Here is a 22,178-nt window from a genome sequence, read left to right on the forward strand (position 1 = left end):
AGCCCACCAGTCTACGGCCTCTCCTGGATACCTCTACGCCCCCTGGACGCCCCGGCGCCTCAGTCCTTGGCGGCCGGCTCCTTCGGGCCTTCCACCGCCGGGCCACGCCGGACCGCGCCGGGCGCGTTCCAGTCCTGGCGCCTGCGGGCCCGCAGCTTGGCCGCCTCGGAGGACGCCAGCTGGTAGGGCACGGAGGTCACCATCACGCCGGGGGTGAAGAGCAGGCGGCCCTTCAGGCGCAGGGCGCTCTGGTTGTGCAGCAGATGCTCGTACCAGTGGCCGACCACGTACTCGGGGATGATCACGGAGACCGCGTCGCGCGGGGACTCCTTGCGCAGGCTCTTGACGTACTCGATGATCGGCCGCGTGATCTCGCGGTACGGCGAGTCGAGGACCTTCAGCGGTACGTCGATCCCGCGCCGCTCCCACTCCTCGCGCAGCGCCTTGGTCTCCGCCGGGTCGACGTTGACGGTGAGCGCCTCCAGGGTGTCCGAGCGCATCAGCTTGGCGTAGGCCATGGCGCGCAAGGTGGGCCGGTGGATCTTGGAGATCAGGACGACCGAGTGCACCCGGGAGGGGCGGACACTGTCGTCGCTCGGGCCCTCGGGGGCGGCGATCTCGTCGGCCACGCGGTCGTAGTGCTTACGGATCGCGGTCATCGTCGCGTAGAAGATGCACATGCCCAGCAGGGCGACCCAGGCGCCGTGCGTGAACTTGGTGACGAGGACGACGACCAGCACCAGGCCGGTGAAGAAGGCGCCGAAGGCGTTGATCGCGCGGGAGCGGATCATTCGGCTGCGCGCCGACGGGTCCTTCTCGACCGCCAGGTGGCGGTTCCAGTGCCGGACCATGCCGGTCTGGCTGAGCGTGAAGGACACGAACACGCCGACGATGTAGAGCTGGATCAGGCGGGTGGAGTCTGCGCCGTAGATGATCACGAGCAGCGCCGCGGCGCCCGCGAGCAGCACGATGCCGTTGGAGAAGGCGAGGCGGTCGCCGCGGGTGTGCAGCTGGCGCGGCAGGTAGCGGTCCTGGGCCAGGATCGAGCCGAGCAGCGGGAAGCCGTTGTACGCCGTGTTCGCCGCCAGGAACAGCACCAGGGCGGTGGCGGCTGCCAGCAGGACGAACAGGAAGCTGCCCTTGCCGAACACCGCCTCGGCGACCTGGGAGATCACCGGGTTCTGGACGTAGCCGGAGCCGACCGGGCTGCCGTTGTGGATCAGGTCGGTGGCCGGGTGCTCGGCCATGCGGACGTTGGTCGACATGGCGAGGGCGATGATGCCGCAGAACATGGTGACGGCCAGCAGGCCCATCATCGCCAGCGTGGTCGCCGCGTTCTTCGACTTGGGCTTGCGGAAGGCCGGGACGCCGTTGGAGATGGCCTCCACACCGGTCAGCGCGGCACAGCCGGACGAGAAGGCGCGCAGCAGCAGGAAGACGAGGGCGAAGCCCGCGAGGCCCTGGTGCTCGGCCTTGATGTGGTAGTCGGCCGTCGGGGCCTGCATGGTGTCGCCGAGGACCAGGCCACGGAAGGCGCCCCACGCGATCATGATGAAGACGCCGCCGACGAAGACGTAGGTCGGGATCGCGAAGAGCTTGCCCGACTCCCTCACGCCGCGCAGGTTCATCAGCGTCAGCAGGATGATGACCGCGGTCGCGCAGAACACCTTGTGCTCCACGACGAAGGGGACCGCGGAGCCGAGGTTCTCGATGCCGGAGGCGATGGAGACGGCGACGGTCAGCACGTAGTCGACGAGCAGCGCGCTGGCCACGGTGAGGCCGGCCTTGGGCCCCAGGTTGGTGGTGGCGACCTCGTAGTCGCCGCCGCCGCTCGGGTAGGCGTGAACGTTCTGCCGGTAGGAGGCGACCACGGTGAACATCAGCACGACGACCGCGACGGCGATCCAGGGGCTGAAGTGGTACGCCGACACGCCCGCGATGGACAGGACCAGCAGGACCTCCCCCGGCGCGTAGGCGACGGAGGACAGCGGGTCGGAGGCGAAGACGGGGAGGGCGATGCGCTTCGGCAGGAGCGTTTCACCCAGCCGGTCACTGCGCAGTGCGCGCCCGATCAGGATCCGTTTGGGCACGTCGGTCAGTTTGGACACGACAGAGGATCGTAGGGCTTCGAACAGGCACCCGCCCACCCGGCATCCCGGTTCTGCCTCACGAGTGAAATCGTAAGGCCACTGAACTGCGGATTCCGTGGTCCGTGCGCCCCGCGTGCCTAGATGGCAGATCCCGGTCGTCACCGCACCTCGGAGGTCCCATGCCCGCGACCGCAGAGCTGATCGGGGCCACCGTCGCCCTCGTCGGCCTCGGAATCCTGACCCTGTGCAGCGTGCGCAGCATCACGCGCCGCAGGGGTGCCGCCGTGGATCCCCGGCGGTGACCGGCGAACGGTGATCCCGAAACCTCCGCACCGGGGGTGCCCACCCCGAACCGCCCGTGTGTAGCTTTGGGCGTCGGTCTGAGACCCTGATGCTGAGCAGTAACTTTTGGACACCGGAAGGACGGTCGTGCACATCGTCATCATGGGCTGCGGAAGAGTGGGTTCCGCTCTTGCCCAGACCCTGGAGCAACAGGGGCACACGGTCGCCGTGATCGACCAGGACCCCACCGCCTTCCGCCGGCTGGGCCCGGGCTTCGGGGGCCGCCGGGTCACCGGCGTCGGCTTCGACCAGGACACCCTGCGCGAGGCGGGCATCGAGGAGGCCGGCGCCTTCGCCGCGGTCTCCAGCGGTGACAACTCCAACATCATCTCCGCGCGCGTGGCCCGCGAGATGTTCGGGGTCGAGAACGTGGCGGCCCGTATCTACGACCCCCGCCGCGCCGAGGTCTACCAGCGCCTGGGCATCCCCACCGTGGCCACGGTCCGCTGGACCGCCGACCAGATGCTGCGCCGGCTGCTGCCCTCGGGCGCCGAGCCGCTGTGGCGCGACCCCACCGGCGGTGTCCAGCTCGCCGAGGTGCACGCCTCCGCCAAGTGGGTCGGCCACAAGATCAGCAGGCTGCAGGAGGAGACGGGCGTCCGGGTGGCGTTCCTGACCCGCCTGGGCGAGGCGATCCTGCCCACGTCGCAGACGGTGCTGCAGGAGGGCGACCTGGTGCACGTGATGATGCGGACGGACGACGTCGAGAAGGTCGAGGCGGCGTTCGCCGGGGGCCCGGAAGAGGAGAGCGGTCACTGATGAGGGTCGCCATTGCCGGAGCCGGCGCCGTCGGCCGCTCGATCGCGGGCGAGCTGCTGGAGAACGGCCACGAGGTCCTGCTCATCGACAAGGCCCCGACCGCCATCTCGGTGGAGCGGGTGCCCCAGGCGGAGTGGCTGCTGGCCGACGCCTGTGAGATCACCTCCCTGGACGAGGCGGCGCTGCAGCGCTGCAACGTGGTGATCGCCGCGACCGGTGACGACAAGGTCAACCTGGTCGTCTCGCTGCTCGCCAAGACGGAGTACGGCGTTCCGCGCGTCGTCGCCCGGGTGAACAACCCGAAGAACGAGTGGCTGTTCAACGAGGCCTGGGGCGTGGACGTGGCCGTCTCCACCCCGCGCCTGATGTCCGCCCTGGTCGAGGAGGCGGTGAGCGTCGGCGACCTGGTCCGGCTGCTCCGCTTCAGCCACGGCGACGCCAACCTGGTGGAGCTGACCCTGCCCGAGGAGTCGGCCCTGGCCGGCACCCAGGTCGGCGACGTGGAGTGGCCGCAGGACACCTCCCTGGTCACGATCATCCGCGGCACCCGGGTGCTGACCCCGTCCCGGGAGGACTCCCTGGAGCCGGGCGACGAGCTCCTCTTCGTGGCCGCGCAGGCCCGCGAGGAGCAGCTCGAGGAACTGCTGTCGGTCCGGCGCCCGGACTGACCGCGCGAAAGGCCGAGGAAAGGGCGCCCTTGGCATCAAGGGCGCCCTTTCCTCTTCGTATTTCTCTTCGTACGAAGGCCTGTCGTGCGGCCGCTCGCTACGCCTCGCGGCGGTGCCGTCCGCCGGCGGGCTCGCCGTTCTCCGCGGCCAGGGCGGCCTGACGCTCCTTCTCGGCCTGCTCCTCGGCCTCCATCTCCGCGAACACGTCGATCGGCGCGGGCGCCTTCGCCAGGAACACCCAGGTCAGGTAGACCGCCAGCAGGAAGGGCGGGATCTTCAGGGTGACCAGGACCCAGCCGAGCTGGGCGGTGTCGGCCCACCAGTACAGCGGGAAGAGGATCGCGCACTTGGCGAGCAGGATCAGGCCCCAGGCCCAACTGGCCTTGGCATAGGCCTTCTTGCGGCCGGGGTTGCGGGTCCGCCAGGAGAGGTTCTCCTTGAAGACCGGGCCGAGGATGAGGCCGATCAGCGGCACACCGGCGAGGGTCGTGATGATGTAGGCCAGCGCCAGGCCCAGCGTGTAGAGCATGCCGGGGAGGTAGAAGTCCTTGGCGTTGCCCGTGAACATCGCGAAGACCACGCCGAACGCCACGCCGAAGACGCCGCTGAAGGCGTGCTTGACGGTGTCCTTGCGGACCAGCCGTACGACGACCAGCACCAGGGACAGGGCGAGCGCGGCGATCGCGGAGAAGTGCAGGTTCTTGTTGATCGTGAAGATCGCGACGAAGAGGAGACCGGGCAGCACCGTCTCGACCATGCCGCGGACACCGCCGAACGCCTCGAACAGGGCGGCCTCGGTGACCGCGCGTGCGTCGTCCGACTGGGTCTGATCGGTGTCTTGGGTCGGCTTGTCGAGGGACGTCACCGGCTACTCCCGTCCAAGGGGTCGCAGTTCGTACTTCGGATTGAACAGCACCCGGCGGCCCCGGCTCATCGAGATCCGGCCCGATGCGATGAGCTTGCGTCCGGGTTCTATCCCCACGATGGAGCGCCTGCCGAGCCACACCACGTCCAGGGCGGCGGAGCCGTCGAACAGCTCGGCCTCCAGGGCCGGGACTCCCGCGCGCGGCCGCAGGGTGACCGTGCGCAAGGTACCAGTTACGGTGACGATCTGCCGGTCACGGCAGTCACCGATCCGGGTACACCCCGCCGTCTCGGCGTCCTCCCGCAGTTCCTCCGACTCCAGATCCTCCTGCGAGGTCGAGAGCCGGTCGAGCATGCGCCGGAACCGGCCGGCCGGCTTCTGGGAACGAGGAACAGCACTCATACAGGAAGCGTACCGGGGTGCGCAGACACCGCCGTAGCCCAGCTCACTTCTCGAACGGGTATCCCATTCCGGGCTCGGTGACGCCGCATCTCCCGGGGGCCGGCCCCCGGACCCCCGGCCGTCATTTCTCGAACCGGTATCCCATTCCGGGCTCGGTGATGAAGTGCTCCGGGTGCGAGGGGTCCGTCTCCAGTTTGCGCCGGAGCTGCGCCATGTACACCCGGAGGTAGTTGGACTCGGTGCCGTACGACGGTCCCCACACCTCCTGCAGCAGCTGCTTCTGGCTGACCAGGCGGCCGGTGTTGCGGACCAGGACCTCCAGCAGGTGCCACTCGGTCGGGGTGAGCCGGACGTCCCTGCCGGACCGGTTGACCTTCTTCGCGGTCAGGTCGACGGTGAAGCCCGCGGTCTCCACGGTCGTCACGTCGTCCTCGCCGGGCCCGACCGGCTCGGCCCGGCGCACCGCGGCGCGCAGCCGGGCGAGCAGTTCGTCCATGCCGAAGGGCTTGGTGACGTAGTCGTCGGCGCCCGCGTCCAGCGCCTGGACCTTCTCGTCGGAGGAGTGGCGGGCGGACAGCACCAGGATCGGCACCCGGGTCCAGCCGCGCAGCCCCCGGATCACCTCGACGCCGTCCATGTCGGGCAGGCCCAGGTCCAGCACGACCACGTCGGGGTGGCGGGAGGCGGCCAGCTCCAGGGCGGTCCTGCCGTCGGGGGCCGCGTCGACCTCGTACTGGCGTGCCTTGAGGTTGATCACGAGGGCGCGCACGATCTGCGGCTCGTCGTCGACCACGAGCACCCGGGTCGTCATAGGGCCTGCCTTTCGGGTTCTGCGGTGTCCTCCAGGGGGTGGAGGGGTTCGGGAGCCGCGCGGAGGCTCAGCACCATGGTGAGCCCGCCGCCTGGCGTGTCCTCGGCGTTCAGGGTGCCGCCCATCGCCTCGGCGAAGCCGCGGGCGACCGCTAGGCCGAGGCCCACCCCGGCGCCGCGCGGCGCGTCCCCGTACCGCTGGAAGGGCTCGAATATGCGGTCCTTCGCGTCGTCCGGCACCCCGGGCCCGCGGTCGACCACCCGCACCTCGACCCGGTCCGCGATGGCGCTGGCGGACACCAGGACGTGCCGGCCGAGGGGGCTGTACTTGACGGCGTTCTCGACCAGGTTGGCCACCGAGCGTTCCAGCAGCCCGGGGTCGACGGCGACCATGGGCAGGGTCTCGGGGACGTCGAGCTCCACGCTGTCCTCGGGCACGCCGCCCAGGGCCATCGGGACCACCTCGTCCACGTCGATCTCGCGGATGAGCGGGGCCACGGTGCCGGTCTGCAGCCGGGACATGTCGAGCAGGTTGCCCACCAGGTGGTCGAGCCGGTCGGCGCCGTCCTCGATGCCCTGGAGCAGTTCGGCCCGGTCCTCCTCGGACCAGTCCACGTCCTCGGAGCGCAGGGAGGAGACCGCGGCCTTGATCCCGGCCAGCGGGGTGCGCAGGTCGTGACTGACGGCGGCGAGCAGGGCGGTGCGGATGCGGTTGCCCTCGGCGAGCGCCCGGGCCCGGTCTGCCTCCTCCTGGAGCCGGCTGCGGTCCAGCACGACAGCGGCCTGGGCGGCGAAGGCGGCGAGGACCCGGCGGTCCTCGGCCGGCAGCACCCGGCCGGTGAGCGCGAGGGCCATGTGGTCACCGGCCGGGACGTCGACGTCGGCGTCCTCGGGCCGCTCCAGTTGCGGCCCGGGTCCGGCGCGGCCCGCGCAGGTCCACGGTTCGACGTCGCCGGCCCGCTCCAGCAGGGACGCCGACTCCATGGCGAAGGTCTCCCGGACCCGTTCGAGCAGTTCCTCCAGACCGGTCTCGCCGCGCAGCACGTTGCCCGCGAGGAAGGAGAGGATCTCGGACTCGGCGCGCAGCCGGGCGGCCTGGTGGGTGCGCCGGGCGGCGAGGTCGACCACGGAGGCGACCGACATGCCGACCCCGAAGAAGATCGCGATGGCGACGATGTTCTTGGGGTCGGCGATGGTCAGCCGGTGCAGGGGCGGGGTGTAGAAGTAGTTCAGCAGCAGCGAGCCCAGGGCCGCCGAGGCCAGGGCCGGCAGCAGGCCGCCGAGCAGGGCCGCCGCTACCGTGACGGCCAGGAAGAGCAGCATGTCGTTGGCGAGGCCGAGGTCGACGGTGCTCAGCAGCACCGTGAGGACCGCGGGGCCGCCCAGGCCCACCAGCCAGCCCCAGAGGATCCGGGCCCGGCCGAGCCGGGCGCCCCGGGCGACGGGCAGTCCGCGGCCCTTGGCGACCGCCTCGTGGGTGACGATGTGGACGTCGAGGTCGGGTCCGGACTCGCGGGCGACCGTGGCACCGACACCGGGCCCGAAGACGTACTGCCAGGCCTTGCGGCGCGAGGAGCCGAGCACGACCTGGGTGGCGTTGACACCGCGCGCGAAGTCCAGCAGGGCGGCGGGTATGTCGTCGCCGACGACGTGGTGGAAGGTGCCGCCGAGATCCTCCACCAGGGTGCGCTGGACGGCCAGCTCCTTCGGGGAGGCCGCGGTCAGGCCGTCGCTGCGGGCGATGTAGACGGCCATCACCTCGCCGCCGGCGCCCTTCTCGGCGAGCCGTGCCGCCCGCCGGATGAGGGTGCGCCCCTCGGGGCCGCCGGTCAGCCCGACCACGATCCGCTCCCGGGAGCCCCAGATCCGGGAGACGCGGTGCTCGCTGCGGTACTCGTTCAGGTGCTCGTCGACCCGGTCCGCCACCCACAGCAGGGCCAGCTCGCGCAGGGCGGTCAGGTTGCCCGGCCGGAAGTAGTTGGACAGGGCCGCGTCGACCTTGTCCGGCTGGTAGATGTTGCCGTGCGCCATACGGCGGCGCAGGGCCTGCGGCGACATGTCGACCAGCTCGATCTGGTCGGCCCGGCGCACGATCTCGTCCGGGACCGTCTCGCGCTGCCGCACCCCCGTGATCGACTCCACGACGTCGCCCAGGGACTCCAGGTGCTGGATGTTGACGGTCGTGACGACGTCGACTCCGGCGGCGAGCAGTTCCTCGACGTCCTGCCAGCGCTTGGCGTTGCGGGAGCCGGGGACGTTGGTGTGGGCGAGTTCGTCCACGAGGGCGACGGCGGGGGCGCGGCGCAGCACCGCGTCGACGTCCATCTCCTCGAAGGCGGTGCCCCGGTACTCCAGCCGCGCTCGCGGTACCTGCTCCAGGCCGTGCAGCATCACCTCGGTGCGCGGCCGGTCGTGGTGCTCGACGAACGCCACCACGCAGTCGGTGCCCCGCTCGATGCGGCGGTGCGCCTCGGACAGCATGGCGTAGGTCTTGCCCACACCCGGTGCCGCGCCGAGGTGGATCCGAAGCTTGCCGCGTGCCATGGCCCCATTGTCTTCCGCCGACTGCCGCCTACGCAGCGTCGACCCTACGTCCCGCGATATGGACAAACCGGGCAAGGGGCCGGTCAAGGGGGGTCTTTGACGCAACTCTGACGGCCCCGGCCGGGCGGGTCAGTGCTCGGCGATCTCCCCGTCGCGCAGCTCCAGCACCCGGTCGGCGAGGTCCAGCAGGTTCGCGTCGTGCGTGGCGACCAGGGCGGTGGCCTTCCCCCAGTGCCCCAATGGGCCTGGGAGGTGCCCCCAGCCACGGACGACGGCCCGCAGCAGCTCCATGACGGCGTGCCCGGTCTCGGCGTCGAGCTGGCCGGTCGGCTCGTCGGCGATCAGCAGGGCGGGGCGGTTGGCGAGGGCGCGGGCGATGGCGACCCGCTGCTGCTGGCCGCCGGAGAGCTCACCGGGCCGCTGGGCGGCGTGGTCGGCGAGCCCGACGAGGGAGAGCAGCAGCTCGACGCGCTCCTCGCGTTCGCGCGGCTCGGCCCGGCGCAACCGCAGCGGTACGCCGACGTTCTCGGCGGCGGTCAGGATCGGGATGAGCCCGAAGGACTGGAAGACGAAGCCGATCCGGTCCCGCCGCAGCTCCAGCAGCCCGCTCTCGCCGAGCCCGGCCAGGTCCTGCCCGTCGACCTCGACCCGGCCCCGGTCGGGGCTGTCGAGTCCGCCGACGATGTTCAGCAGGGTGGTCTTCCCGGAGCCCGAGCGGCCCTTGAGGGCGACGAGTTCGCCGCGCGGGACCTCCAGGGAGACCCCGCGCAGGGCGTGCACGGCGGCGGCCCCGCGCCCGTAGGACTTGTGCACGTCCTCGATCCGGACCATGGTCTCGGTGATCACCCGGCTCATACTGCCTCCCCGTCGCTCCCCCGTGCCCACGCGGGCCGGGCGCCAGTATCACCGCGGGGCGCCCGGCCGTTCAACGGTTTCAGTTCGGGTTGTCGCCGTGGGTGAGGGTCTCCCAGGCGACGAAGAGGTTGTCGCTCCCGGCCGGGCGGTTGGCCAGGGTCAGGGTCTGGGTGTTGGTCATCGCGATGCCGCGCCGGTTGTGCAGGGCGTTGTAGCCGACCTCCGTGACGGGACCGAGGCCGAGCTTCAGGGAGCCGCCGCACAGCCAGTCGGGGACGGCCGCGCCGAGCTGGTACTTGGACTGGAAGCCGAGCGCCTGGCGCAGCCGCTCGCCGATGTCGGTGCCATAGAGGTCCTGCCCCTGGATCCGGCTGGTCTCGGCGATGTGCGAGATCGCGGAGATGCCGTACCCGGTGTGGGTGAGGTCGCGGCAGGTCTCCTGGGTGAGCCCGGTGACGAAGGTGGACTGGCCCTGCCAGTAGGAGACGATCTTGTCGCGGGTGTTCAGGTTCTGGCTGGGCACGGTCTTCGGCAGGTCGCCGTCGGAGGCGAGGTAGACGTAGGCGGCCGCGCGGGTGCGGAACCTGGCCATCGCTGTGTCGTACGACGCCTTGTCCTCCAGGAAGACGGAGATGCCGACGGCGGCCTCCATCATCGACAGTTCCCAGTTGCCGTTGGAGTTGGAGCCTTTGATCACCACCGGCAGGTACACGTCGCGGAGCATGGTGGAGAAGCGGTTCTGGTTGGCCCAGCCGCCGGTGTACGTGTACTTGATGATCTCGGCGGCCCTGGGCCAGGAGGAGCCCGCCCAGCCGGTCTGCAGGGGCGCGTTGCTGTTGGTGTGGCTGGTGATGGTGGCCGACCAGGCGTCCATGATCTGGATGGCCTTCTGGGCGTAGCGCGCGTCCCGGGTGATGTACCAGGCGAGGGCGTCGGTGTAGGCGGCGATCGCGTCCTCGCGCTCGTCGGTGCAGCCGTAGTTGGGGTTGGAGTAGGAGCCGCACTCGACGGTGGCGCGCGGCTTGGGTGTGCGGTTCAGGTCGGCGTACTTGCTCGCCGCCATCCGGTCGAAGGCTCCCTTCCAGGGCTGGGCGCCGGCCTGCACCTCGGCGCGGGCGAAGTCCAGCTGGCTCCGGGAGACGGTGACTCCGGGATGGGCGAAGGCGGCGGGGGCGGAGTGCGCTGCGGGTGCCGCGAGGACACCTGTCAGCAGGGAGGCCACGACGGCGAGCAGTGGGGTACGACGCACGGTGACTCCGTTCATGTGAGTGAACGCGGAGCGCCTTTATGAACAGGCGTTGGCTCGGAGACCGTAGGTACAGACCATTGACCCGTCAAGGGGGCGCGCATGCGAAAGGGCCGCACCCCGGGGGGTGCGGCCCTCTTTCGTCCCGTTCTTTCGTCCCGTCGTCTACCGGACCTCGGTGATCTCGGGTCCGCGCTGGAGCTGGCCCATGCCGCCGGAGAAGCGCGAGCCCTCCTCCTGCTGCACACCCTCGGGCACCATCTGGGCGTCGTTCGGCAGCTTCAGGACGATCGGGTCGCGGGGCGCCATCGGGCCCTCGCCGCGGACCACGACCGTGTCCCGGAAGATCTGCTCCAGCAGACCGGCCGCCTGTGGCTGCACCGCGCCCTGGCCGGAGATCACACCGCGCAGGAACCAGCGCGGGCCGTCCACGCCGATGAACCGGACGACCTGGAAGCCACCGGTGCCGTCCGGCAGTTGGACCGGTACCTGGGCGCGCAGCTCCCAGCCCAGCGGACCCTCGACCTCGTCGACGATGCCGCCCTGCTGGGTGATGCCGCCCGCGATCTCCTCGCGGACCTCGCCCCAGATGCCCTCGCGCTTGGGCGCGGCGAAGGCCTGGAGCTGGACGGCGCTGTCGCGCAGCACGACGGTCGCCGCGACGATCGCGTCGCCCGCGACCTCCACCCGCAGCTCCATGCCGTCGACGCCCGGCACGAAGAGACCGCCGAGGTCCACGCGCCCCTCACCCGGGTCGCGCACCTCGCTGCTGTCCCACGGCCCGTCGGGCCGGGGCTCGGGCTCCAGCCGGACGCGCTCGCGCTCGGCCCCTTCCTCGTCCGCCTCGGTGTCGACGCTGTCGACGACCTGCTCGGCCTCGCCGGCCGCGTCCTCGGCGGCACCCTTCTTCTTGCGACGTCCGAACACGTCACTGTCCTTCCCGGTCGGATACGACCGAAGCGTATCGATTCCCACCCGTCAGGCCACGCACGGCGGCCTGACCGCTTGTGCCGCTCTCGTCGCCCACCGCGGCATGGCCACCGGTGGACCCGAAGCCCCCCTCGGCCCGCGCCGAGCCGGGAAGTTCCGCCACCTCGTGGAAGCGGACCCTCTCGACCTGCTGGACGACCAGTTGGGCAATCCGGTCGAAGCGCTCGAACCGCACCGACTCGTGCGGGTCGAGATTCACCACGATCACCTTGATCTCCCCACGGTACCCGGCATCAACCGTCCCCGGGGCATTCACGAGGGCGACACCGCAGCGGGCGGCGAGGCCGGAACGCGGGTGCACGAAGGCCGCGTACCCCTCGGGGAGGGCGATCGACACACCCGTGGGCAGCACGGCCCGCTCACCGGGCCCCAGCTCGCAAGCCTCGGTGGTGCGCAGATCGGCCCCGGCGTCGCCCGGGTGCTCGTAAGCGGGAAGCGGTACGTCGGGGTCGATACGGCGCAGCCGCACGTCCAGCGGGGCGCGGCTCACGGGTTCACCTCGAAGGCGCGGGCCCGCCGGACCTGGTCCGGGTCGTCCATGGCGGCCCGGATCTCCTCCGTGCGGCCGTGGTCGATGAAGTGGTCCACCTTGACCTCGATGAACAGGGCGTCGGCCCGGACGGCGACGGGCCCCTCGGGGCCGCCGATGCGGCCGGTGGCGCTGCAGTAGATCTTCCGCCCGGCGACGGCGGTCACCTCGGCCTGGAGATGCAGCGTGGTGCCCACCGGGACCGGCCGCACGAAGTCGGTCTCCAGCCGGCCGGTGACCGCGATGGTCCGCAGCAGCCAGTTCAGCGAGCCGAGCGTCTCGTCGAGGGCCGTGGCCAGCACGCCGCCGTGCGCGAGGCCCGGGGCGCCCTGATGGGCGGGCTGCACGGTGAACTCGGCGGTCAGCGAGACACCCTCACCGGCACGCGCCTCCAGGTGCAGCCCGTGCGGTTGCCCACCGCCACACCCGAAACACTGTTCGTAGTGGGCGCCGAGAAGCTCGCCGGGTGCGGGGGCGTCGGGATGCCGTACCGGTTTCACCGCGTCGGCGGGGGGCTGAAGAGCTGCGGAACTACCACTCACAGGCGCAGACCTTACCCGCGCGTCGGCGTCGTTCCGACACCGTGCCAAGCTTGGCTCATGCAGCTCTCCGCCACCCCCTACGAAGAACGCCTCACCACCCCTCGTTCGTGGTGGCTGATCAGCTTCCTCGTGGGCGTCTCGTTCGCCCTGATCCTGCTGCCGTTCGGAACTCTGCCGCTGCTCGGCGGCCTGGTCGGCGGCACGGCCGCGGCGGCCGTGGTGGCCAGCGCCTACGGCTCCCCGCGGATCCGGGTGGTGGGCGGCTCGCTGATCGCGGGCGAGGCCACGGTCCCGGTGTCGGCGCTCGGCGACTCGGAGGTCCTCGACCCCGAGGAGGCGCGCGCCTGGCGCACGTACAAGGCCGACGCCCGCGCCTTCCTGCTGCTGCGCGCCTACATCCCCACGGCGCTGCGCGTGGAGGTCACGGACCCGCAGGACCCGACGCCTTACCTGTACCTGTCGACGCGGGAGCCGGAACGCCTGGCGGCCGCGATCGAGGCGGCCCGGCGGACAGCGGCGTAGCGCCCTCAGTCCTCGGGCTCCCCGGGCAGCTCGCCGAGTCGGATCGGGTGCTCGGGCTTCTCCAGCGGCGGCAGTTGGCTCAGCTCGTCCCACGGGACCTGGACCTTCCGCAGGTCCGCGCGGATCCGGGCGGCGAGCCTTCTGGTGTCCCGGCGGTTCATGATCGCGCCAACCGCCGCGCCCACCATGAACGGCATGAGGTTCGGCAGGTCCCGGACCATCCGCTTCATGATCTGCTGGCGCAGTTCGCGCTTCATCCGGCCGCCGAGGGCCGTGTCGATGGTGGCCGGCTCGGTCACCTTGATGCCGCGCTCCCCCGTCCAGGAGGACAGGTACGCGGTGCTGCGGGCCCGGAGGTTTCCCGGCGGCCGTACGCCGTAGACCTCGTGCAGTTCGGCGATGAGCTTCAGCTCGATCGCGGCGACTCCGGTGATCTCGGTCGCCAGTTCGGTCGGCATGGCCGGAGGCACCGGCAGCATCGCCGCCGCCCCGATACCGGCCCCGACCGTCGAGGTACCGGCCGCCGCACCCGCCACCAGCTTGTCGGCGAGTTCCTCGGGCCCGAGCCCGGGGAACTGTCGGCGCAGGGCCGCGAGGTCGCGTACGGGCACACGCGGGGCGATCTCGATGATGCGGTCCGCGATGTACGCCAGCCCCGCGCGGGCTCGGCTGCCGCCCCTGCGGGCCCCTTCCAGGGCCAGGTCCCGGGCCTTGGCGCGGACCACCGCGGCCCGTCGCCTGGCGAGGGGCTGCGGCTCCGGCGTCGTCGGGTGGTCTGCCCGGCCGGACGCCGGTTCGAGCGAGGCTCCCGTCGAGGATGAGCCCCGCTCGTCGTCACGCGCACCGTGCGGGCCGCCGTGCGGCCTCTTGTCCGCTCTCCGCAGGGAGAGGCGGCGCTTCCGCGGAGGGGTCGAGCCAGTCACGGCCGACCCGTCCTCAGTCGCAGTCGCGGCAGATCGGCTGGCCGTTCTTCTCGCGGGCCAGCTGGCTGCGGTGGTGCACCAGGAAGCAGCTCATGCAGGTGAACTCGTCCTGCTGCTTGGGCAGCACGCGGACGGCCAGCTCCTCGTTCGAGAGGTCGGCGCCCGGCAGCTCGAGGCCCTCAGCGGCCTCGAACTCGTCGACGTCCACCGCGGAGGTGGACTTGTCGTTCCGGCGGGCCTTCAGCTCTTCAAGGCTGTCCGAGTCGACGTCGTCGTCGGTCTTTCGTGGAGTGTCGTAATCGGTTGCCATGTCGCTCTCCCCCTCTGGGTGTCTGCGGTGTCTTCAGCGCACGTAACGCGTGAGAGGCCGGACTTGTGCCCGACCTGAGGCGGAGATTTTGCCTCACATCAAGGTCTGTTACTCAATCGACACCCAAGCCGGCCGCTCGCGAGTGATCGGCTTGGATGGCGGTGAGGACCGTACACGGTTCGAATGTCGCACCTCAAAGGCGCCTCACCGTGTACTTCCCGTGATCTAGAGCCCTGAAAACTGGGATTTTCCCGGCTTTCGCCCCGTGTCGTGATCACGCGGAGTACATGGCCGGAAATCCGACCATGTGATCGATCACACAGGATCAACCGCCGAAGGGGGCTCAAAAATTCCGCGCGAAGCGAACAACCCCCGCGTGTGTCGGATCCTGGTCACAGCGGCAGCGTGACCCGCATCACCAGCCCCCCGCCCTCGCGCGGCGTCGCCACGATGTGGCCGCCGTGCGCGCGGGCCACGGACCGGACGATGGACAGGCCGAGGCCGACCCCCTTGTCGCTGCCTGTGCGCTCCGTGCGCAGACGCCTGAACGGCTCGAACAGGTTGTCGATCTCGTACGCCGGCACCACGGGCCCGGTGTTGGACACGGTCAGCACCGCCTGCCCGTGCAGCACCTCCGTGGTCACCTCGACCCAGCCGTTCTCGGCCATGTTGTAGCGCACCGCGTTCTGGACGAGGTTCAGCGCGATCCGCTCCAGCAGCACGCCGTTGCCCTGCACCACCGCGGGCCTCCGCTCGCCGCGGACGAGGACGCCCTTGGCCTCGGCCTCGGCGTGCACCTGGTCGATGGCCTGGCCGGCCACCTCGGCCAGGTCGACCGGTTTGCGCTCGATGATCTGGTTGTCGCTGCGGGCGAGCAGCAGCAGGCCCTCCACCAGCTGCTCGCTGCGCTCGTTGGTGGCCAGCAGCGTCCTGCCGAGCTGCTGCAGCTCCACCGGCGCGTTCGGGTCGGACAGGTGCACCTCGAGGAGCGTGCGGTTGATCGCGAGCGGGGTGCGCAGCTCGTGGGAGGCGTTGCCGACGAAGCGCTGCTGCGCGGTGAAGGCCCGCTCGAGGCGCTCCAGCATCTCGTCGAAGGTGTCCGCGAGCTCCTTCAGCTCGTCGTCCGGGCCGTCCAGCTCGATCCGCCGGGACAGGTCCGAGCCGGCCACCTGGCGCGCGGTGCGGGTGATCCGGCCGAGAGGGGACAGCACGCGTCCCGCCATCGCGTAGCCGAACGCGAAGGCGATCACGGCCAGGCCCAGCAGGGCCAGCAGCGAGCGGCTGAGCAGGTTGTCCAGGGCCGCATGGCGCTGGCCGTCGGCGCACCGGCTGATCGCGTCGTTGAAGTCGGCGAGCGGTACCTGGTTGGTGATCGCGGGGCAGTTGTCGCTGGAGACCTTCAGCTCCTGGAAGCTGACGATCTTGAACAGCGGTGCGTTGCCGTTGGTGATGGCCTGCGCGGCCAGCAGGTAGATGATCGACAGCAGCAGGATGCCGGCGATCAGGAACATGCCGCCGTACAGCAGGGTGAGGCGTATCCGGATGGTCGGGCGCAGCCACGGGAAGGGGGGCTGCGGCCTTCGGGGGTCCCAGGTGGGCTTCGGGGGCGCCTGGGGCGGCGCGGGTGTCGTGGCCACGGCGGATCAGATCCGGTAGCCGGAGCCGGGGACGGTGACGATCACCGGCGGCTCACCGAGCTTGCGGCGCAGCGTCATGACGGTCACGCGCACGACGTTGGTGAACGGGTCGGTGTTCTCGTCCCAGGCCTTCTCCAGGAGCTGCTCGGCCGAGACCACCGCGCCCTCGCTGCGCATCAGCACCTCGAGGACGGCGAACTCCTTGGGCGCGAGCTGGACCTCCTTGCCGTCGCGGAAGACCTCGCGGCGGTTGGGGTCGAGCTTGATGCCGGCCCGCTCCAGGACCGGCGGCAGGGGGACGCTCGTGCGGCGCCCGAGGGCCCGCACGCGCGCGATCAGCTCGCTGAACGCGAACGGCTTCGGGAGATAGTCGTCGGCGCCGATCTCCAGGCCCTCGACGCGGTCGCTGACGTCCCCGGAGGCGGTGAGCATGAGCACGCGCGTGGGCATGCCCAGCTCCACGATCTTGCGGCAGACGTCGTCGCCGTGCACGAGCGGAAGGTCACGGTCGAGGACGACCACGTCGTAGTCGTTGACGCCGATGCGCTCCAGGGCGGCCGCACCGTCGTACACGACGTCGACGGCCATGGCCTCCCGGCGCAGTCCGGTGGCCACCGCATCGGCGAGCAGTTGCTCGTCCTCGACGACGAGTACGCGCACGTCGCTAGTCCTTCCTGTGTCCACCCGCGTAGCGCGCGGTGAGGCGCGCGCGGGCAGGGCGTCCGTGGGATGTGACCTCCATCCTGCCCTTTTCGGCCATAAGTCGGCTGTAAGACGGGGTCCCGGCCCGCAGGGACCGACGTGGCGGGGCGGCGGCGCGAGATTTTCTCCGGCGGTGAGGTTTCCCGGGAGGGGAGCGCGGGGAGGACGGCATGTACACCCCGCGATCACGCTCTGCATGTGCCGCAGCACCATGCGGTACATCGCGATCCCCCTCCGCATCCGCAGAGTGGGCGTGGGTGTCCGGCACCGTCGCCGCCCGGCCGGGCTGCGCTGGGCACCCGCGGCAGACGTGATCGTTTCCCTCCGAACGGCACACCCCCGTGCCACCCGACCCACGACCCAGGACGAGGGGGCGCAGCATGGACGCATTCACCGCAGGACTTCTGCAGCGCATACAGGCGACCGAGTCCGACCTGTCGCGGGCTCGTGACGAGGGCGACGACTTCCTTGTCGAGGTGGAGCAGGCCGAGCTCGACGACCTGCGCCGCCTCGCCGCCGAGCACGGTGTGGAGGTCGGCGCGTCACGCGTCTGTTAGGCCCGCAGGGCAGGAACGGGACCCCCGGCGAATCCAGCGCCGGGGGTCCCGTTCGTCCCGCGCCCTGTGCGGCGCCTTCCCGCCCGGATGCGAACTAGTCGTGCCAGGCGCCGAAGTCCTCCAGCAGCCGCTGGAGGGGCTCGAAGACGCCCGGGGTACCCGCGACCGTCAGATCGCCCGTGGGGCGCTCACCGGGGCGTCCACCGGTCAATGCGCCCGCCTCCCGGGCGATCAGGTCTCCCGCGGCCACGTCCCAGGCGTGCAGACCGCGCTCGTAGTAGCCGTCCAGCCGGCCGCACGCCACGTCGCACAGGTCGACCGCGGCCGAGCCGCCGCGCCGGATGTCCCGCAGCAGCGGGATGAGCCGGGCGGCGACCTCGGCCTGGTGGGTGCGGACCTGGGCGACGTAGTTGAAGCCGGTGGAGACCAGCGCCTGGTCCAGCGGGGGCGCGGGACGGCAGGACAGTGCCCGCTCGCCCTCCCAGGCGCCCGTGGCCCGGGCCCCGCCGCCGCGCACCGCGTGGTACGTCTCGCCGCGCATCGGCGCCGCGACGACGCCGACGACGGTCTCGCCGTCCTGCTCGGCCGCGACGGACACGGCCCACGTGGGCAGCCCGTAGAGGTAGTTGACCGTGCCGTCGAGCGGGTCGATCACCCAGCGGATGCCGCTGGTGCCCTCGACGGAGGCGCCCTCCTCGCCGAGGAAGCCGTCCTCGGGCCGCCGCCCGGAGATCAGGTCGGTGATCAGCTTCTCGGCGGCGATGTCCATCTCGGTGACGACGTCGATCGGGCTCGACTTGGTCCTGGCCACCGCCAGGTCGGCCGGCCGTCCGTCACGCAGCAGGTCACCGGCCCGGCGGGCGGCCTCCTGGGCCAGCTCGAGCAGTTCCCGGTGGAGGGCGTCGGTCACTGTTCTCCTGACTCGAAGGGGCTGTCGGCGCCGGCGGCGGCCGGCTTCGGGGCGCGGGCCGGGCAGCAGCCGACGGGGCACAGGTCGTGGCTGGGGCCGAGCGCGCCCAGGGCGCACCGCGTGACCCGCTGCCCGCGCTCCGCCGCGGACCGCTCCAGGACCAGCTCGCGGACGGCCGCCGCGAACCGCGGGTCGGCGCCCACGGTGGCCGAGCGGCGCACCGGCAGGCCCAGCTCCCCGGCCTTGGCCGTGGCCTCGGTGTCGAGGTCGTAGAGGACCTCCATGTGGTCGGAGACGAAGCCGATGGGAGCCATGACGACGGCGGGGACGCCGGCGGCGTGCCGCTCCTCGAGGTGGTCGCAGATGTCCGGCTCCAGCCAGGGGATGTGCGGGGCGCCGGAGCGGGACTGGTAGACGAGCCGCCAGGGGTGGTCGACGCCGGTGCGCTCGCGGACGGCGTCGGCGATCAGCTGGGCCACGTCCAGGTGCTGCTCCACGTACGCCCCGCCCTCCCCGTGTGCCTCGGCCGGGCCGGAGGTGTCGGCGGCGGAGGTGGGGATGGAGTGGGTGGTGAAGGCGATGTGGGCGCCGTCGCGCACGTCCTCGGGAAGCTCGGCCAGGGAGCGCAGCACGCCGTCGATCATGGGCTCGACGAAGCCCGGGTGGTTGAAGTAGTGCCGCAGCTTGTCGACCTCCGGCGGCCGCACGCCCTCGTCCTGGAGGGCGGCCAGCGCGTCGGCGAGGTTCTCCCGGTACTGGCGGCAGCCCGAGTAGGAGGCGTAGGCGCTGGTGGCGAGCACCAGGACGCGGCGGTGGCCGTCGGCCGCCATCTCGCGCAGGGTGTCGGTCAGGTACGGCGCCCAGTTGCGGTTGCCCCAGTAGACCGGCAGGTTCAGGCCGTGCTCCGCGAAGTCCTCGCGCAGGGCCTTCAGCAGGGCCCGGTTCTGGTCGCTGATGGGGCTGACCCCGCCGAACAGGAAGTAGTGCTGCCCGACCTCCTTCAGGCGTTCCTTGGGGATGCCACGCCCGCGCGTGACGTTCTCCAGGAACGGGACCACGTCGTCGGGGCCTTCGGGGCCGCCGAACGAGAGCAGGAGCAGGGCGTCGTAGGGGGTGGGATCGAGCGCGTCTGGCATGACTCGATCCTGCCACCCGGTACCGACAGCGGGGGAACAGCAGGGTGAAGAGTCGGGTTTCGAGGTGGTTTCGCAGCGATTTTCCGACTGCGCCTTCGAGGGCGTCCCCGACTGTTTTCGGGGGTGCACTTAGGTCCACCTAACTCGTAAGCTGTATCGATCGCATTCGCGCCTTACGAGCCGCCCCGGAGTCCACGTGCCCAGCCCCTACCGCGCCCTGTTCGCCGAGCCCGGCACGAAGACCTTCTCCGCCGCGGGGTTCCTCGGCCGCATGCCGCTGTCGATGATGGGCATCGGCGTCGTCACGATGGTCTCGCAGCTCAGCGGGCGCTACGGCCTGGCCGGCGCGCTGTCCGCCACCATCGCGCTGTCCGCCGCCGCGATCGGGCCGCAGATCTCCCGGCTGGTGGACCGGCACGGCCAGCGCCGGGTGCTACGCCCGGCGACCCTGGTCGCGCTCACGGCGGCCGCCGGGCTGCTGCTCACCGCACACCTCGGCGGGCCGGACTGGACGCTGTTCGTCTGTGCGGCCGGGATCGGCTCGGTGCCGAGCCTGGGCGCGATGATCCGGTCCCGCTGGGCGGCCCTGTACCGGGGGACGCCGAAGCTGCACACCGCCTACTCCTTCGAGTCGGTGGTCGACGAGGTCTGCTTCATCCTCGGGCCGATCATCTCCATCGGTCTCTCCACGGCCTGGTTCCCGGAGGCGGGCCCCCTGCTCGCCGCGTGCTTCCTGGCCGCCGGCGTCTTCTGGCTGACCTCCCAGCACGCCACCGAGCCGCGGCCGCACCCGCGTGAGCGGCAGGGGGGCGGCAGCGCGCTGCGCTCGCCCGGGCTCCAGGTGCTGGTGGCCACCTTCGCGGCCACCGGCACGATCTTCGGGGCGGTGGACGTGGTCACCGTCGCCTTCGCCGACGAACGCGGCCACAAGGCCGCCGCGAGCGTGGTCCTCGCGCTGTACGCCGCCGGGTCGTGTACGGCAGGGGTGGTCTTCGGGCTGATGCGGTTCGCCGGAGCACCGGAGCGCCGCTGGCTCGTGGGCGTGTCGGCCATGGCCGTGAGTATGATCCCCCTCCTACTGGTCGGAAACCTGCCGCTTCTGGCCGTGGCGCTGTTCGTTGCGGGGCTGGCCATCGCGCCGACGATGATCACGACGATGTCCCTCATCGAAGAGCACGTACCTCGCGCGCAGCTCACCGAGGGCATGACCTGGGTGAGCACCGGCCTCGCGGTCGGCGTCGCGCTCGGCTCCTCCGTGGCCGGCTGGGTGATCGACGCAGCCGGGGCGCGTGCCGGGTACGGGGTTCCGGCCGTGTCCGGGGCCGTCGCGGTCGCGGTCGGTTTCCTCGGGTACCGCCGGCTGCGCAGGCCGGCCGCGGGTCGGGGAGGCATCGTTGAGCACCACGTCGAGCGCGAGGAACGGCACCTGGCGTAACTGGGGCGGCAACGTCTCGGCCCGCCCCGCGCGCGAGGTCGCTCCGGCCTCGGTGGAGGAGCTGGCCGCGGCGGTGCGCCGGGCGGCCGAGGACGGCCTGAAGGTGAAGGCGGTCGGCACCGGGCACTCCTTCACGTCCATAGCCGCCACGGACGGTGTGCTGATCCGCCCTCAGCTCATGACCGGCATACGCGGCATCGACCGGGAGGCCATGACCGTCACGGTGGAGGCGGGCACCCCGCTCAAGAGACTCAACGCGGCCCTGGCGCGCGAGGGGCTGTCGCTCACCAACATGGGCGACATCATGGAGCAGACGGTCTCCGGTGCCACCAGTACCGGCACCCACGGCACGGGCCGCGAGTCGGCCTCGATCGCCGCCCAGATCAGGGGACTTGAGCTGGTGACGGCCGACGGCTCGGTGCTCACCTGCTCCGAGAAGGAGAACCCGGAGGTCTTCGCGGCCGCCCGAATAGGCCTCGGCGCACTCGGCGTCGTCACGGCGATCACCTTCGCCGTGGAGCCGCTGTTCCTGCTCACCGCGCGCGAGGAGCCGATGCCCTTCGACCGGGTGATCGCCGAGTTCGATCAACTGTGGGCGGAGAACGAGCACTTCGAGTTCTACTGGTTCCCGCACACCGGCAACACCAACACCAAGCGCAACAACCGCAGCGCCGGACCGGAGCAGCCGGTGGGGCGGCTGGCCGGCTGGTTCGAGGACGAGTTCCTCTCCAACGGCGTCTTCCAGGTGGCCCAGTGGGTCGGGCGCGCGGCGCCGGCGGCCGTCCCGGCGATCGCGCGGATCTCCAGCAGGACGCTGTCCGCGCGGACGTACACGGACATCCCCTACCAGGTGTTCACCTCGCCGCGCCGGGTGCGCTTCGTGGAGATGGAGTACGCCGTCCCGCGCGCGGCCCTGGCGGACACCCTGCGCGAGTTGAGGACCATGGTCGACCGCTCCGGACTGCGCGTCAGCTTCCCGGTCGAGGTGCGCACCGCACCGGCAGACGACATCACCCTGTCCACCGCCTCCGGCCGGGACAGCGCGTACATCGCCGTGCACATGTTCCGGGGAACGCCGTACCAGGCCTACTTCACCGCCGCCGAGCGCATCTTCACCGCGCACGAGGGCCGGCCGCACTGGGGGAAGGTGCACACGCGGGACGCGGCGTACTTCTCCGGGGTGTACCCGCGCTTCGCCGAGTTCACGGCACTGCGCGACCGACTCGACCCGGAACGCCTGTTCCAGAACGACTACTTGCGGAGGATTCTGGGGGCGTAGCGATTAGTTCCGTTTCCGGGGATTACGTGAAGTTCGCCACCTCCAAGATCGCCGCAACCCGGTGATGAAGGGCCAAGTCGTACCCCTTGCGAGAAGTTGGGCGGCGCGCCCATCCACGCACATGG

23 protein-coding genes are annotated in these 22,178 nt (G+C 71.2%); 7 read left to right on the plus strand and 16 right to left on the minus strand.

What is annotated here, in order from left to right; all coding sequences use genetic code 11:
- Nucleotides 1–59: 59 nt before the first annotated feature.
- On the minus strand, nt 60–2,108 hold the full coding sequence (locus tag ACZ6B1_RS31600) for an APC family permease (RefSeq protein ID WP_468784001.1): 2,049 nt from the start codon (nt 2,106–2,108) through the stop codon (nt 60–62).
- A 161-nt stretch (nt 2,109–2,269) separates the two neighbouring features.
- Between ACZ6B1_RS31600 and ACZ6B1_RS31605 the strand changes: the two genes are divergently transcribed.
- The 3 genes from ACZ6B1_RS31605 to ACZ6B1_RS31615 all read left to right on the plus strand — a co-directional run bounded on the left by ACZ6B1_RS31605 (nt 2,270) and on the right by ACZ6B1_RS31615 (nt 3,859).
- The gene (locus ACZ6B1_RS31605) at nt 2,270–2,392 is read left to right on the plus strand and encodes a hypothetical protein (protein ID WP_468784002.1); all 123 of its coding nucleotides are present in this window, start codon (nt 2,270–2,272) and stop codon (nt 2,390–2,392) included.
- Between the two features lie 127 nt (nt 2,393–2,519).
- A complete protein-coding gene (locus tag ACZ6B1_RS31610; protein ID WP_351666555.1) occupies nt 2,520–3,191 on the plus strand; it encodes a potassium channel family protein in 672 nt (223 codons plus the stop codon).
- Nucleotides 3,191–3,859 (plus strand): potassium channel family protein, encoded by a 669-nt coding sequence (locus ACZ6B1_RS31615; RefSeq protein ID WP_468784004.1) that lies wholly within the window; start codon nt 3,191–3,193, stop codon nt 3,857–3,859. The genes ACZ6B1_RS31610 and ACZ6B1_RS31615 overlap by 1 nt, the downstream gene beginning before the upstream one ends.
- A gap of 97 nt (nt 3,860–3,956) precedes the next feature.
- On the opposite strand, the gene ACZ6B1_RS31620 is transcribed toward ACZ6B1_RS31615, so the two are convergent.
- From ACZ6B1_RS31620 to ACZ6B1_RS31660, 9 genes are all read right to left on the minus strand, one after another.
- Entirely contained in the window at nt 3,957–4,724 is a 768-nt protein-coding gene (locus ACZ6B1_RS31620) for a DUF3159 domain-containing protein (RefSeq protein ID WP_468784006.1), read from the minus strand.
- A 3-nt stretch (nt 4,725–4,727) separates the two neighbouring features.
- Nucleotides 4,728–5,126 carry an OB-fold nucleic acid binding domain-containing protein gene (locus ACZ6B1_RS31625; protein WP_199212328.1) on the minus strand — a complete coding sequence of 133 codons (399 nt, stop codon included), beginning with the start codon at nt 5,124–5,126 and terminating at the stop codon, nt 4,728–4,730.
- A 121-nt stretch (nt 5,127–5,247) separates the two neighbouring features.
- The gene (locus tag ACZ6B1_RS31630; RefSeq protein WP_468784009.1) at nt 5,248–5,937 is read right to left on the minus strand and encodes a response regulator; all 690 of its coding nucleotides are present in this window, start codon (nt 5,935–5,937) and stop codon (nt 5,248–5,250) included.
- A complete protein-coding gene (locus ACZ6B1_RS31635) occupies nt 5,934–8,480 on the minus strand; it encodes a DUF4118 domain-containing protein (protein WP_468784011.1) in 2,547 nt (848 codons plus the stop codon). Before ACZ6B1_RS31635 ends, ACZ6B1_RS31630 begins: the two co-directional genes overlap by 4 nt.
- A 129-nt stretch (nt 8,481–8,609) precedes the next feature.
- Nucleotides 8,610–9,335, minus strand: a complete 726-nt coding sequence (locus ACZ6B1_RS31640) for an ABC transporter ATP-binding protein (RefSeq protein ID WP_468784013.1) — start codon at nt 9,333–9,335, stop codon at nt 8,610–8,612.
- A 79-nt stretch (nt 9,336–9,414) separates the two neighbouring features.
- Complete coding sequence (locus ACZ6B1_RS31645) at nt 9,415–10,599, minus strand: alginate lyase family protein (protein WP_468784015.1); 1,185 nt, start codon at nt 10,597–10,599, stop codon at nt 9,415–9,417.
- Nucleotides 10,600–10,746: 147 nt separating this feature from the next.
- Entirely contained in the window at nt 10,747–11,508 is a 762-nt protein-coding gene (locus ACZ6B1_RS31650) for a DUF3710 domain-containing protein (protein WP_468784017.1), read from the minus strand.
- Between the two features lies 1 nt (nt 11,509).
- On the minus strand, nt 11,510–12,061 hold the full coding sequence (gene dut, locus ACZ6B1_RS31655) for a dUTP diphosphatase (protein ID WP_468784019.1): 552 nt from the start codon (nt 12,059–12,061) through the stop codon (nt 11,510–11,512).
- On the minus strand, nt 12,058–12,642 hold the full coding sequence (locus ACZ6B1_RS31660; protein ID WP_468784021.1) for a PaaI family thioesterase: 585 nt from the start codon (nt 12,640–12,642) through the stop codon (nt 12,058–12,060). Before ACZ6B1_RS31660 ends, dut begins: the two co-directional genes overlap by 4 nt.
- A gap of 57 nt (nt 12,643–12,699) precedes the next feature.
- On the opposite strand from ACZ6B1_RS31660, the gene ACZ6B1_RS31665 reads away from it, so the two are divergent.
- Nucleotides 12,700–13,164, plus strand: a complete 465-nt coding sequence (locus ACZ6B1_RS31665) for a DUF3093 domain-containing protein (RefSeq protein ID WP_468784023.1) — start codon at nt 12,700–12,702, stop codon at nt 13,162–13,164.
- A 5-nt stretch (nt 13,165–13,169) separates the two neighbouring features.
- Here the strand turns inward: ACZ6B1_RS31665 and ACZ6B1_RS31670 are convergent, their stop codons facing one another.
- The 4 genes from ACZ6B1_RS31670 to ACZ6B1_RS31685 form a co-directional block, all read right to left on the minus strand.
- Nucleotides 13,170–14,087 carry a hypothetical protein gene (locus ACZ6B1_RS31670; protein WP_468784025.1) on the minus strand — a complete coding sequence of 306 codons (918 nt, stop codon included), beginning with the start codon at nt 14,085–14,087 and terminating at the stop codon, nt 13,170–13,172.
- Nucleotides 14,088–14,100: 13 nt separating this feature from the next.
- Complete coding sequence (locus ACZ6B1_RS31675) at nt 14,101–14,397, minus strand: DUF4193 domain-containing protein (RefSeq protein WP_005481602.1); 297 nt, start codon at nt 14,395–14,397, stop codon at nt 14,101–14,103.
- A gap of 392 nt (nt 14,398–14,789) precedes the next feature.
- Nucleotides 14,790–16,034 (minus strand): sensor histidine kinase, encoded by a 1,245-nt coding sequence (locus ACZ6B1_RS31680; RefSeq protein WP_468784028.1) that lies wholly within the window; start codon nt 16,032–16,034, stop codon nt 14,790–14,792.
- A gap of 6 nt (nt 16,035–16,040) precedes the next feature.
- Nucleotides 16,041–16,694 (minus strand): response regulator transcription factor, encoded by a 654-nt coding sequence (locus ACZ6B1_RS31685; RefSeq protein ID WP_003993508.1) that lies wholly within the window; start codon nt 16,692–16,694, stop codon nt 16,041–16,043.
- A 422-nt stretch (nt 16,695–17,116) separates the two neighbouring features.
- On the opposite strand from ACZ6B1_RS31685, the gene ACZ6B1_RS31690 reads away from it, so the two are divergent.
- The gene (locus tag ACZ6B1_RS31690; RefSeq protein ID WP_468784030.1) at nt 17,117–17,293 is read left to right on the plus strand and encodes a hypothetical protein; all 177 of its coding nucleotides are present in this window, start codon (nt 17,117–17,119) and stop codon (nt 17,291–17,293) included.
- Nucleotides 17,294–17,387: 94 nt separating this feature from the next.
- On the opposite strand, the gene ACZ6B1_RS31695 is transcribed toward ACZ6B1_RS31690, so the two are convergent.
- Nucleotides 17,388–18,203, minus strand: coding sequence for an inositol monophosphatase family protein (locus ACZ6B1_RS31695; protein ID WP_468784032.1), 816 nt, complete (start codon nt 18,201–18,203; stop codon nt 17,388–17,390).
- Nucleotides 18,200–19,339, minus strand: a complete 1,140-nt coding sequence (locus ACZ6B1_RS31700; RefSeq protein ID WP_468784034.1) for a ferrochelatase — start codon at nt 19,337–19,339, stop codon at nt 18,200–18,202. The genes ACZ6B1_RS31695 and ACZ6B1_RS31700 overlap by 4 nt, the downstream gene beginning before the upstream one ends.
- 196 nt (nt 19,340–19,535) lie before the next feature.
- On the opposite strand from ACZ6B1_RS31700, the gene ACZ6B1_RS31705 reads away from it, so the two are divergent.
- A complete protein-coding gene (locus ACZ6B1_RS31705) occupies nt 19,536–20,774 on the plus strand; it encodes an MFS transporter (RefSeq protein ID WP_468784036.1) in 1,239 nt (412 codons plus the stop codon).
- The gene (locus ACZ6B1_RS31710) at nt 20,734–22,053 is read left to right on the plus strand and encodes a D-arabinono-1,4-lactone oxidase (RefSeq protein WP_468784037.1); all 1,320 of its coding nucleotides are present in this window, start codon (nt 20,734–20,736) and stop codon (nt 22,051–22,053) included. The genes ACZ6B1_RS31705 and ACZ6B1_RS31710 overlap by 41 nt, the downstream gene beginning before the upstream one ends.
- Nucleotides 22,054–22,178 lie beyond the last annotated feature (125 nt).

This window comes from Streptomyces sp. NPDC041129, from assembly GCF_055592265.1.

Excerpts from the sequence above, each read along its gene's own strand:
- ACZ6B1_RS31605 (WP_468784002.1), top strand. The coding sequence starts at position 2,270 with ATGCCCGCGACCGCAGAGCTGATCGGGGCCACCGTCGCCCTCGTCGGC.
- ACZ6B1_RS31615 (WP_468784004.1), top strand. The coding sequence starts at position 3,191 with ATGAGGGTCGCCATTGCCGGAGCCGGCGCCGTCGGCCGCTCGATCGCG.
- ACZ6B1_RS31625 (WP_199212328.1), bottom strand. The coding sequence starts at position 5,126 with ATGAGTGCTGTTCCTCGTTCCCAGAAGCCGGCCGGCCGGTTCCGGCGC.
- ACZ6B1_RS31630 (WP_468784009.1), bottom strand. The coding sequence starts at position 5,937 with ATGACGACCCGGGTGCTCGTGGTCGACGACGAGCCGCAGATCGTGCGC.
- ACZ6B1_RS31635 (WP_468784011.1), bottom strand. The coding sequence starts at position 8,480 with ATGGCACGCGGCAAGCTTCGGATCCACCTCGGCGCGGCACCGGGTGTG.
- ACZ6B1_RS31640 (WP_468784013.1), bottom strand. The coding sequence starts at position 9,335 with ATGAGCCGGGTGATCACCGAGACCATGGTCCGGATCGAGGACGTGCAC.
- ACZ6B1_RS31645 (WP_468784015.1), bottom strand. The coding sequence starts at position 10,599 with ATGAACGGAGTCACCGTGCGTCGTACCCCACTGCTCGCCGTCGTGGCC.
- ACZ6B1_RS31665 (WP_468784023.1), top strand. The coding sequence starts at position 12,700 with ATGCAGCTCTCCGCCACCCCCTACGAAGAACGCCTCACCACCCCTCGT.
- ACZ6B1_RS31675 (WP_005481602.1), bottom strand. The coding sequence starts at position 14,397 with ATGGCAACCGATTACGACACTCCACGAAAGACCGACGACGACGTCGAC.
- ACZ6B1_RS31690 (WP_468784030.1), top strand. The coding sequence starts at position 17,117 with ATGGACGCATTCACCGCAGGACTTCTGCAGCGCATACAGGCGACCGAG.
- ACZ6B1_RS31700 (WP_468784034.1), bottom strand. The coding sequence starts at position 19,339 with ATGCCAGACGCGCTCGATCCCACCCCCTACGACGCCCTGCTCCTGCTC.